We start from the raw sequence: 12,276 nt of genomic DNA, 5'->3' as shown, positions 1-12,276 counted from the left end.
TTCTTCTCCGATTTATCCCCCCCGTACGACTTCAGGAATTGCTTTCGTGAGCACTGCAGCCAATCCCGATGAGGCATTAGGCGACGCCGACGCAAAGGGCCCGAAAACCGACGAGGGTTCGATCACGGATGAGGTGCTGAACGCGGATCTGGTTGATGCGGAGGAATCCGAGGACGAGGAGGAAGCGATCGGAACCAATCACCGTTTTCTATTTTTCCAAGCGATGCCCGCCTGGGCCGTGAGCACGTTGGTCCACGCGCTGATTCTGTTGATCCTGGGCTTGGTCTCGATCGCCGATCCGATCCAGATCGTCAACGTGTTGACGGCGTCCAGCGGAGGGGACGACGGGCCGGAGATCGAAGAACTGTCGATCGAGGAATTCGATCCCGGCGAGATTGAAGAAGCCGAAGAAGAAACCGAAGAAGTCGAAATCACCGACCCGGTAGAAATGGTCGAACCGGTCGCGATGGAAGTGCCCGTGCTGGACATCGCCGCGGTCCCGTTGGACATGAGTGACTTTGCCGCCGAAATGGCACCGGCCGCGGCGACGCTGCAGTCGATGAACGCGATGAGCATGAAGCCGATGGGCAGCCGAAGCTCCGAGATGAAGGAGAAACTGCTGCGAAAGTATGGCGGCACCGACAGCAGTGAAGCGGCCGTGACCGAAGCGCTCAAATGGTTCTCCCGGCACCAGATCAAAAGCGGACCGACCGCGGGGGCTTGGACCTTCCAACACGAATTGGTCTGTCGCGGCGCCTGCGGCAATGGCTGCACCAAGGCCAGCCGCGCCAAACAACTCAACGCCGCCACCTCGCTCGCACTGCTGCCCTTCATGGGAGCCGGCCAGACGCACCTGCAAGGCGAATTCAAAAACGTCGTGATGGGCGGTTTGAAGTTTCTGATTCAAAACGGCAAACCCGGCAAAGAGAATGGCCTGCCCTACATCGATTACACCGGTGGCGGCAACATGTACGACCACGGGCTGGCCGCGATCACGCTGTGCGAAGCCTATGCGATGACCGGCGATCCTGACTTGGCCGGCCCGGCCCAAGCGGCGCTCAACTTTATCGCCCTGGCACAGTGCCGCGACGGCGGCTGGCGCTACGGAAAACGAGACTCCAGCGGCGGTGACACCTCCGTCGTCGGCTGGCAAGTGATGGCGCTCAAAAGCGGCCACATGGGACACCTGATGATCCCGCCCAACGTGATCCAAGGCTCGACGCTGTTCCTCGATCGCGTCTCCAGTGACGGCGGTTCGATCTATGGCTACAACAAACCCTCGGCCACGCCGCGTCCGGCGACGACCGCCGTCGGACTGCTGTGCCGAATGTACACCGGCTGGGACAAGAACCATCCCGGGATCAAAAAGGGCGTCGCCCACCTGACCAAGATCGGCGTCAAGAAACCCGACTTGTACTACAACTACTACGCCGCACAGGTGCTCCGCCACCACGGCGGAATGGAGTGGGACAAGTTCAACGCCGAGCTGCGTGATTGGCTGGTCGAAACCCAAGATCAATCCAAAGGCGCCAAGGGAAGCTGGTATTTCAACGGGGCCCCCCACATGAGCGAAGCCGGCCGATTGTGCCTGACCTCCTTCGCCACAATGATCCTGGAAGTCTACTACCGGCACATGCCGCTGTACGCCGAAGCCGCCGCCGAAGACGAATTCCCGCTCTAATTGGGCGACTTCCGCTCGCGATCCGACTTCGTCATACTGCCAAGCTTTTCCCGTTTCGCAGCTTCGCTCGGTCAGGACGTTTGGCATGTTTGAAGACAAAATCAGCTACTCCGGAGTCACCTTCGATGACGTCCTGCTGGAACCCCGCTACAGCGAAGTCGTGCCCAGCGAAGTCGATGTCAGCAGCCAACTGACACAGCGCATTCGCCTGCAAATCCCATTGCTGTCGTCTCCGATGGACACGGTCACCGAAGCCGAAATGGCGATCGGACTGGCCAAAGAAGGTGGGTTGGGCATCATTCACAAAAATCTGCCCACCGAATTGCAGACCAAAGAAGTCTTGAAGGTCAAGCGATCGGCCAACGGCATCATCGTCGACCCCGTCACCCTCGAGCCGGGGGAAAAGGTCAGCCGGGCCGCGGAGCTGATGGACCAGGCCAACGTCTCGGGCATCCCCATCGTGGACAAGGACCGCAGACTGGCCGGAATCCTGACCCGTCGCGACCTGCGCTTCCTAGAAAACCCAGACCTCCCAATTTCCGAAGTCATGACGTGTGAGAATCTGGTGACGGGGACGGGGAATGTAACGCTTGAGGAAGCTGAGCGAATTTTAACGGCAAAAAGAGTCGAGAAACTTTTGCTGATTGACGAAGATAGAAAACTAACGGGCCTGATCACCATCCGCGACATCGACATGATGAAGCGTTTTCCCCGAGCCTGTAAGGATCCGCAAGGCAGATTGCGGGTCGGAGCGGCGATCGGGGTGGGTGATTTGGAGCGTGCCGAGGAATTGATTCGACAAGGCGTAGACTTGTTGGTCGTCGATTCGGCTCACGGCCACAGTAAAAACGTGGTCGAGACGGTCAAAGAGATCAAGGCACAGACCGGCTGGGACATCGATGTGATCGCGGGGAACGTCGCGACCGCAGAAGGAGCCCAGGCACTGATTGATGCCGGTGCGGACGCGATCAAGGTCGGAATCGGCCCCGGGTCGATCTGCACCACGCGAGTGATCAGCGGCGTCGGCGTGCCCCAAATCTCGGCGATCTTACGGGCGACCGCGGTCGCCAAGCAGAAAAACATACCTGTCATCGCCGACGGCGGCGTTCGCTTCAGCGGTGACATTACCAAGGCAATCGTTGCCGGGGCCAACACCGTGATGATCGGCAGCCTGTTTGCCGGACTGAGTGAAAGCCCTGGGAAAGTCATCCTGTACCAAGGCCGTACCTTTAAAACGTACCGCGGGATGGGATCGATGGGAGCGATGGTCAAGGGCAGCAGCGATCGATATCGCCAAACCGGGGTCCAGGCAGGAAAACTGGTTCCCGAAGGTGTCGAAGGCCGTGTGCCCTACAAAGGTCCGCTTAGCGATTACGTCTACCAACTGGTCGGCGGCTTGCGAGCGGGCATGGGATATTTAGGAACCAGGACGATCGACGAATTGAAACGCGATGGCCGATTCATTCGCGTTTCCGCAGCGACGGTTAGGGAGAACCACCCGCATGACATTGCGATCACTCAAGAAGCGCCCAACTACAGCCCCGACGTCCACTCGACGGACCAAAGTTAGGCAAAGCCTGACGCGGCATTCCATGGCCGTCGCCGTGGCGTGCCTGTCCGTGGCACCCTGGGCTTCCGCCGACGTTCAGGCCCAGCAACCGGTCTCGACGACCCACCCGGGTTGGAACCTGCGGTGGCGCAAGAGTTCAACAGTCACCGCCCCGGCCGGCGCGCCCAGCGCAGCCGCTCCGCAGCACCAACCCCAGCAGGACGTGTTCGCGATTCCGCCACGACCGCACCAGCCGGTCGCCGCCCGCGGCCATGTCGCCCCCGCCATCAACGTCGCCCCGGGACAAGTGACCGCTGCCCGCCGAGTGGCCCAGGTCGGCCACCACCAGCCGATCGCCAATCCGATGCGGGTGGAGCAATCCAACGCGTTTGAGCACGCCGCCGTTTCGCGGTCGATTCGACAAGCCCAATACACTGCACCGAACCTTACTGCGCCCAACACCGCTGCCCCGGTCAACGGTTCGGCCCCGGTCGGAAACTATCGACGCACTCCGACCCGATCTTCGGCCCCGCCCGAGCGGCTCGCCCAGCCCAACGATTTCTTCAACAACCCCTTCGCCGAAGGACTCAACGCGCCGGCCCAATCCGCATCGATGGCCCGGCGAGCCGACGCCCCGCAGCGCCGCTCCGCACCCGCAGCCCGGCTGGCGCTCGCACCGGCACCCCAAACAACCGGCGACAGCCCCGCACCCGGATTCAGTCTTCCCGATCTGCCCACCGCCGAACCGCCCGCAGCTGATGTCGCTCCGCCGGCGATCGAGCAGCTGCCGCCCAACGCGTTGCGTGGATCGGAGGCCGACGCACAGACCTTGCCCGCGCCCAGTCTGCCGACTCCTGGCCAGCGACCGGCGGACCAAGGTTCCGCTGACGACGATTCGTCGATGCGAGATCTCTTGAGCGATCCCAACGAACAAATCCAAGACGCCGATGAAGCGGCCATCCCCGCACCGTCCAACACCCCCGATGCGACCGAGGCCCCATCGGTTCCCCAGTGGAATGATCCCAATAAGCCACAAGGGGACCGGCAAACCGATTCCCCGTCGGACAAGGGCGACGCCGACCCCGGTTTTTTCCAAAATCCGTTCGACCAGAACCGCGCCGAACGCGAACAAACCGATCCCCAGGCTCTGGCCCCCCAGGGCCGACAGCCCGGCGACACTTCGATGCTGAAAGCCAATCAGCTATCCTGCGAAGACTTTCGGGCGCGGATCGCGCGGGAAACGATTGACAAGATCTCACTGGATCCCAGCCCGCCGTTTCGCCCCGATCTGTTTGATCCGGAAGACTACCAGCGGCAACGCGAAAAATTCGAAAGCCGACAAACCTCGCGCCCCTGGAGCAGCATCGAGGGACGTGTGATCGCCACGGGACGCTTTCTCGAATTGGCTTACGAAAAAGTGATCATCGAAACCGATGACGGCGGTAAACAAGAATTGCCGATCGAGCGACTGAGCGAAGGTGACCTCGGTTACCTGTCGGAAAACTGGGGGCTGCCCAAAGAATGCTTGATCGAACAAGTCGCGTACACACCGCGTTCGTGGGCACCGCTGACGATGACCTGGAAAGCATCGAACCTGTGCAGCAAGCCACGTTACTTTGAACAAGTCAACTTGGAACGATACGGACACACCGCCGGACCGTTGTTGCAACCGGTCGTTTCCTCGGCCCACTTCTTCGCCAACATTGCCGTGCTGCCGTATAAGATGGGAATCCATCCCCCGAACGAATGCCAATACGCGTTGGGTTATTACCGACCAGGCAACTGCGCTCCATGGATTGTGCCGCCGGTACCGATCAGTGCACGCGGTGCGCTGGTCCAGGGTGCCACGATGACCGGCGCGTTCTGGTTGATTCCCTGATCCCGATCGTTTCAGATAAAGTGGGATAGGCTTCCAGCCTGTCGACGTGGGATTGGCTTCCAGCCTGTCAATTTTAAAAATGCCAACCCTGACGCTCCACGACATCGACCTCCAACGGCTCCACCAATTGGCCGGCCAACTGACGCGACACTTTCCCGCCCAGTTGGTCGTCGGGTTGGTCGGAACACTCGGCGCGGGAAAGACGACATTGACCCAAGCCCTTGCAGGGGCGATGGGCGTCGATCCCGAAGACGTCACCAGTCCCACGTTCACGCTGTTATCCAGCTACGACGCGACGCTTGCCACCGGACCGATTCGTTTGCATCATCTCGACGCCTATCGGCTCAGTGACGAAGACGAGTTTTTGGAATTGGGCGTCGAAGAACTGTTCGATTCCCAACACACCTGGGTCCTGATCGAGTGGGCCGATCGCGTGGAAGCCGTGCTGCCGCCGGAAACACTTTGGATCCACATCGATGTCGCTCCATCGGGCGCCGACACGCCGCAGCGAGTGATCACGTTGACCACCCAGAACACGGAACTCTCACGCCCACTCGACGCGCTCGCCGATGCCCTGTCACGCGATTAGCGCTCGGGCTACTTTTACCGCAAAAAAGGTCAGGCTGTCACTTGAGGAACGGTGGAACGATTACTGGGCCCACGGATGGCAGCGCGAACCCACGGATTTTTTCACCCTGTCATCCGTGGGTGTTCTTTTCGATCGGTAGCGCCGTGAAATTGCTGGAGTGCTTCGTCAAGATCGGATCTTAGGGTTGAAGCCGTAGCGGAAGCCGGAAACGCTTGTTGAGTTCCGCTACCACAAAATGTAAATGTGGCCAGAGCGCTAGTGCGCCCCAACGTCGCGAACGCCTATCCCACTCATTCGACGATGATCCCTGCAGAGATCCGAAACGGCTTGCAACGACACGGTGTGGCATCGATCACGCCGATGCCGCCCGGCTTGAGCGGCGCGCGCGTGTTTCGTTGCAGCGGCGAGAAAACGCTCGTGCTGCGTTGTTGGCCCGACGGCACCACCGCACAGCGGGTCAACGAGATCCACGCGGTCGTCTCGGCGGTCGCATCCACGTTTGATTTGCTACCAAAATACCAACCGATCGATCCCCAGGGTGCGTCGCTGGTGATCGACGCCGCGGGACGCATTTGGGAGCTGGCGACATGGATGCCGGGGCAACCGCTTGACGAGGACGCGCCGCTGCGTTCGATCGGCGCGGGTGCCGCGGCGATCGCCCAAGTGCATCACGCGATGGGGCGATTGGGCCGCTGGCAGCAACCGGCCCCCGCGATCGCCCAACGGCTGCAACGTGTCGCGTGGTTGAATCAATCTCTGCCCGGTTGCCTGGCGACCGATCTGGAAGGCCGCGTTCCCCCAAGTGTCGCGGGCCCCGTGTTCCGCGCCTGTCGGTTGTTGCAACAGCGGTGGCCGACCACAGCCCCGCGATTGGTCGCGGCCCTGACCCCGCTAGCCAACCAGCGGTTGCCGGTGCAATACGTCATCCGGGACATTCACCGCGAACACATGCTGTATTCAGCGGAAAAAGTGGTCGGAATGATTGATTTTGACGCCCTGCGGGTCGACACGGTTGCCGTCGACTTGGCCCGCTGGGCGACCAGTTTTTTACAATTCCGCGACGCCCCGGTGCAAACCATCGATCGAATCTTGGCGGATTACCGGTGCGAAGCGTCATTATCAAGCCAGTCGGCCTTCCGCCAGTTCGACGCGCCCTTTGCCGCCGACCGGACGTTCGGCATCCCAGAGATCAGCATCGGAGAGTCAGTCCTACCGGAGCTTGATGCGCCAGAGTTTCGTACACTGGTACTGACGATCGCTGAGACCTCACTTTGGATCAGCTTGGCAAATTGGGTCGTTTGGCTCGTCGGCGAGTCGAGACAATTTGCCGATTTGCGGCTTGTGTCCCGGCGGCTGGTCCGATTAATCGAATCAGTTGATGGGCAAACGGAACGTTGACGTTTTTTAGCCGCCACAACTAAACTCGTGGGGGCGATCACCGTGACGATACGATCACAATGAAAAGAAATCATCCCTTTATGACCACAACGTCTTTGGACAGGGCCTCCCGGGCGACAACGCTCACGACCGCGATGCTTCGCATGACGGTACGTCGTGTGGCGGTGCTCGGTGTCGCCGTTTTGGCCATGACCCTGCCCGGGATCGTCCCGGTGGGTTCGTCGAGCGCATTGGCCCAAGGCACCTTCGATGCCTCCGCGCTCGACCAGTCCGGTGATGTCTTCGGCGGCATCAATTTTGGCGGGCTGACCGACGCCCAACAAGATCCGGTCAGTTGGACGGCCAGCTACGTCAGCGACGGGCAACGCGGACGACTGGACATCGAAGCGACGGTGGGTCGATCGTGGCACATCTATTCAACCACCCAACCGCCCGGCGGACCGCTGGCGACGAAGTTTTCGATCGCGTCGCCGAAATCGGTTTCGATCGCCGGCGAGTTCCGACCCGACGAACCGCCGACGAAAAGCGTCTCGGATGTTTATCCGGGCGTGACGATCGAAGAACACGAAGGCGTCGTGCGCTGGTCGGCCCCGATCGACATCCCCGCCGGCTTCAAAGACGCGATCAACGTCAAAGTCAAAGCGTTGGTGTGCCAGACCAGCGGGTCTTGTCTACCGGCCGATGAAACGTTGACCGCCACGTTCGCCGGGCCAGACAAGACGTCCGCCGAACAAGACGGCGATCCAGCAACATCGCTCGTGGCGAACCCCGTCGCGGCGGAAACGGCCGCCAAGTTGCTGGCCGACCCCGCCGCCAAACCGACGACATTTCGGGACGAAGACTACGACGTCACTTGGACCGCCGGCGTCTCATCGTCGGTCGCCCCCGGTGGGCGAGGCCAGTTGGTCTTCCGCGCCACCCCCGAAGCCGACTTTCACGTCTACAAGGGTGTCGTCGATGATTCCGAATCGTCGACCAACTTCGTCGTCACCGAAAAGAGCGGCTTGTCGGTCGGTTCCCCCAAAGCCGATCAGCCGATCATTTCCAAGTCGTTGTTCCCCTCCATTCCAGGTGTACCCGACACGCCACCGGTGAAGTACTACAAGGGCGAAGTGACTTGGTCCCTGCCGATCAAGATCCCTGCGGGGACGGCGGCGGGAAACTACCCGATCCGAGGTTTTGTCTGCTATCAAGCTTGCACCGACAAGAGTTGTCTGCAACCGATGGCCTTCGAGTTCAGCGCGGTGGTGACGGTTGCCAATGAAGCCGACGCGACGCTCGGCCCGATGGAGATCAAGTCCGCCAAGTTCGTCACCGCGATCGATCGAGCTGCGGAAACGAAGTGGGTCGATGACTTGGACAAAGACGCGGAGGTACCGACGGCGGGGCAACCCGGCGTCAACGTCGCCGATCCCGCCGAGACGATCCCCGACGCACCCGCGACGCAGCCCGCCGATGCGGTCGTCGAAACCCAACCGACAGAGAACGCCGATTCGAATACGGTTGCCCTGGCCGGCGACACCCCGAAGGCGTCGCTGCCCTTTATCCTGTTGCTCGCGTTCTGCGGCGGGTTCATCCTGAATTTCATGCCCTGCGTGTTGCCGGTCATCGGGATCAAGGTTTTGAGCTTTGTTCAACAGGCCGGCGAAGACCGCCGCCGCGTCGCGCTGTTGAACTTTGCCTATGTCGCCGGAATCCTGACCGTGTTCGCCGGTCTGGCCGTGTTGGCCATCGTGTTTTCGTTCGGCTGGGGCCAACAATTCGCTTATTTCCCCGTGCGGATCGGATTGACCGTGCTGATTTTTGCCCTGGCACTGTCCTACCTGGGTGTTTGGGAACTGCCGACACCGGGACTAGCGACGGGCAAATCGTCGGAAAACCTGCAGAGCAAAGAAGGCGTCAGCGGCGCGTTCTTTACCGGAACTTTCGCGACGATCCTGGCGACGCCGTGCAGCGGCCCGTTCCTTGGCGTCGCCCTCGGGTACACGATCTATCTCAATTCCGTCGAATCGGCGCTCGTCATCATGACGGTCGGATTGGGCATGTCATTGCCCTATATCCTGCTGGGATTGTTTCCGTCGCTGGTCGGTTTCCTGCCCAAGCCGGGCAACTGGATGGTGACGCTGAAAGAATTCTTGGCGTTCCTGTTTTTAGGAACCGTCGCATACTTCTTCAATCAATTCAGCGACGAGCAAAAGCTACCGGTCTTTGTGACATTGATCGGCGTCTGGTTCGGCTGCTGGGTGATCGGAAAAGTGCCGCCGTGGCAATCGCTTGAAAAACGGTTGCGTGGCTGGAGCCTGGGTGTCGCTAGCGCCGTCGCCATCGGCTGGCTCGCGTTCGCGTATCTGGAACGCAACCCGGCTCCGACGGCCGGACCCGGCGAAGTTCAGTATGTCGCCGACGACCATGTCCGCTGGGAGAAATTTGACGAAGGACGCCTTCAAGAACATCAGGCAGCCGGCCGCACCGTGATGCTCGACTTCACAGCGGCATGGTGCCCCAACTGCATTTTGAATACCGAGATCGCACTGGACACCAAGCCGACCAGCGAGTTGCTCGCCGAGTTGGATGCGGTCCCGATGCTGGCAGACATGACCGACCTGCCCGAAGACATCGTCGAAAAACTGGAGAAGGAATTCGGCAGCAAGTCGATTCCGCTGTTGGCCATCTATCCGGGAACCTCGCCGGAAAAGCCGATCGTGCTGCGTGATATCGTGACGCAATCGATGGTTCTTGACGCGTTGAAACAGGCCGGCCCCAGCATGGATGCGTCGATGGCGTCGCGTTCGTCGACCAAGGCCGCGCGGTTGACATCCAAGCCGGATCCCGCGATCACTTCCAGCCACTGATCGCGCGGCAATGGGATTCACCAGCGCTATCGAGATCGAAGACACGATCGTCGCGATCGGGTCGCCCACCACACCGGCACCACGCGGCGCGGTTCGATTCTCGGGGACCGATGTGATTGAGATCACGCGACAACTGGGCATCAACCCGACGAGCGATCGATCCGCACATTGCGTCGACGGCACGGTCACCTTGGGCAGCCCGCTCGGCGAGATCCCCGTCCGTGCACTCGTCTGGCCGACGCCCGGCAGCTACACCGGACAACCGTCGCTGGAAATCCACACCTTCGGTTCGATGCCGATTCTCAACGCGATCGTCGGACGTGCCATCGAACTGGGCGCTCGCGCGGCACGACCCGGCGAATTTACCTTGCGAGCCTTCCTGGCCGGGCGACTCGATTTGACTCAAGCCGAAGCGGTCTTGGGGGTGATCGAAGCCGAAGGACGGGGATCGCTCGATCACGCGCTGCGTCAACTGGCCGGCAACCTCTCGCGACCGATGGAATTTATGCGGAGTCAATTGCTGGACTTGTTGGCCGACGTCGAAGCCGGGCTGGATTTCGTCGACGAAGACATCCAGTTCATTAGCGATGAGGACCTGGTCGCACGTCTGGATTCGATCCGATCCACGCTGGCAACGACTCGCGAACAATTGACACAGCGAACGCGAGACAAGTCGCAATGGATCATTGCGTTGCGTGGACGACCCAATGCGGGCAAGAGTCGACTGCTGAACGTCCTGGCCGGTCATGATGCCGCCATCGTCGCCGACCAAGCCGGAACCACGCGCGATGTGGTTTCCGTGCCCATGCAGTGGGACGACCACAACGTGGTGCTGGTCGACACCGCCGGGATCGAAACCGCCGACGGCGTTTCGTCCCTGGAACAAATTTCGCATCAGGCTCAACTGCAAGCGGACCGCGCCGGCCGCGAAGCAGACATCCGGTTGTGGTGTGTCGATCATGCATCCCCCGGCTGGGAAGCGACGTGCCGGGCGATGCACCAGCTCGCCGACGAGAAACGGCGTCCGGCGATCGATCTGTGGGTGGCCACGAAATGCGATTCACCGGGCGTCCCAACATTGGGCGACCAACCAACACCCGATCCATGGATCCGTACCAGTGCGTTGACCGGGGTTGGGATCGAATCCCTGCGGCAACAAATCACCGATGCGATCGAATCCCTCGATGCCTCCGAGGGAGTTTCGGTCCTGGGGACTGCGGCCCGCTGCGCCGGCAGCCTGCGCGCGGCCGAGACGGCGATCGAATCGGCGATTGATTACGTCGGCGGCGGAGACGGCCACGAGTACGTTTCCTCCGAACTCCGTCTGGCGGCGTCCGCCCTGGGTGAAGTGACCGGAGCCGTTTACACCGATGATATCCTGGACCGCGTCTTCAGCCGATTCTGTATCGGCAAGTAAGCAGATCTCACGCTAGACAGCGTGAGCGGTGGGTAACGCGGTGAAGCGTTTCTTTCAAGTGTTTGACGAGGTTTTAGCGGCAGGGCGCGAGCCCTCCGGTTCCTCACCACACGGGACGGCTCGCGGGCTGTCGATTTAGTCGGGTTCTGCTGAGTGAATGGTGAGCCGCTGGCCGTAAGGCCTCGGGCGGGCGTCGCACTGCCCGGCCGCTTACGCGTCACGGCTCACAAAACCGACAGGCCGCTCGCGCCGTTCCGCTCACCAGTCGTGCGGACGCGTGACCCTACGCCGGTCCCAAGCCCGTCATCCGTCGCCAGGCGCTGAACTGGCCCATGTGCAACATGATGTGACCGCCCAGGTAAAACGCGTGTGCCGCACCCATGCTCGGAAACTTGCCCCGCATCGCTTCGTTGGGATTCTCGGCCAGGAACTGATCGTCGACGGCTTGTTCAACGGTTTCGATCGCTTTTTCATACCCGCTCTGAAACGCCGCGACGACTTCGTCCATGCTCGGGTACAGCGTTCCGTCGACATCGTCCACGCACTTGGCATCCTTACTAAACATCTTGCTGAAGGCCTCACTGGGCTGAATCTCCGACGCGTCCTTGCCCAGTTCGGTGACGACCCGCGAGGGGTACAAACTGAGATGCCCGAGGATGAAGCAGGGATGATTGGACTCAATCACCTGACCGTCCGCGGTCGCAAATCTCGCAAATTGGTCGGCGGGGACGTCGGTCAGCATACGTTCGGCATAACCGAGTCCGAGTCGCGCCGACGCGGCAATCACGTTGCCGATCACGTGGTTTAAATGGTTCATTGAGGATCTTGGGGTATTTTTTTACGGGGAAAGGAATCCGGCCACGCTGCCAGGTGATCGTTCTACAATCTCAAGCCGTCGTTCACCATGGGCA

8 protein-coding genes are annotated in these 12,276 nt (G+C 60.9%); 7 read left to right on the top strand and 1 reads right to left on the bottom strand.

The window, feature by feature from the left end; all coding sequences use genetic code 11:
* The first annotated feature begins 46 nt into the window (after window positions 1-46).
* The 7 genes from NZK35_RS06040 (at window position 47) to NZK35_RS06010 (ending at window position 11,365) form a co-directional block, all read left to right on the top strand.
* A complete protein-coding gene (locus NZK35_RS06040; RefSeq protein WP_259631694.1) occupies window positions 47-1,681 on the top strand; it encodes a prenyltransferase/squalene oxidase repeat-containing protein in 1,635 nt (544 codons plus the stop codon).
* Window positions 1,682-1,766: 85 nt separating this feature from the next.
* Window positions 1,767-3,251, top strand: a complete 1,485-nt coding sequence (gene guaB / locus NZK35_RS06035; RefSeq protein WP_259631693.1) for an IMP dehydrogenase — start codon at window positions 1,767-1,769, stop codon at window positions 3,249-3,251.
* A gap of 34 nt (window positions 3,252-3,285) precedes the next feature.
* Window positions 3,286-5,109 (top strand): hypothetical protein, encoded by a 1,824-nt coding sequence (locus tag NZK35_RS06030; RefSeq protein WP_259631692.1) that lies wholly within the window; start codon window positions 3,286-3,288, stop codon window positions 5,107-5,109.
* Window positions 5,110-5,188: 79 nt separating this feature from the next.
* Complete coding sequence (gene tsaE, locus NZK35_RS06025) at window positions 5,189-5,698, top strand: tRNA (adenosine(37)-N6)-threonylcarbamoyltransferase complex ATPase subunit type 1 TsaE (RefSeq protein ID WP_259631691.1); 510 nt, start codon at window positions 5,189-5,191, stop codon at window positions 5,696-5,698.
* A gap of 300 nt (window positions 5,699-5,998) precedes the next feature.
* Window positions 5,999-7,096, top strand: a complete 1,098-nt coding sequence (locus NZK35_RS06020; RefSeq protein ID WP_259631690.1) for an aminoglycoside phosphotransferase family protein — start codon at window positions 5,999-6,001, stop codon at window positions 7,094-7,096.
* A gap of 143 nt (window positions 7,097-7,239) precedes the next feature.
* Entirely contained in the window at window positions 7,240-9,948 is a 2,709-nt protein-coding gene (locus NZK35_RS06015; protein WP_259631689.1) for a protein-disulfide reductase DsbD family protein, read from the top strand.
* Window positions 9,949-9,958: 10 nt separating this feature from the next.
* Window positions 9,959-11,365: a tRNA modification GTPase gene (locus tag NZK35_RS06010; RefSeq protein ID WP_259631688.1), complete on the top strand. Its 1,407-nt coding sequence runs from the start codon at window positions 9,959-9,961 to the stop codon at window positions 11,363-11,365.
* 283 nt (window positions 11,366-11,648) lie between these two features.
* On the opposite strand, the gene NZK35_RS06005 is transcribed toward NZK35_RS06010, so the two are convergent.
* Window positions 11,649-12,182: a DinB family protein gene (locus NZK35_RS06005; protein ID WP_259631687.1), complete on the bottom strand. Its 534-nt coding sequence runs from the start codon at window positions 12,180-12,182 to the stop codon at window positions 11,649-11,651.
* Window positions 12,183-12,276 lie beyond the last annotated feature (94 nt).

This window comes from Stieleria sedimenti, from assembly GCF_025060895.1.
In the GTDB taxonomy this organism is placed as follows: domain Bacteria; phylum Planctomycetota; class Planctomycetia; order Pirellulales; family Pirellulaceae; genus Stieleria; species Stieleria sedimenti.
Note: the sequence above shows the minus strand (reverse complement) of the source record. Positions and strands in the feature narration are given on the sequence as shown.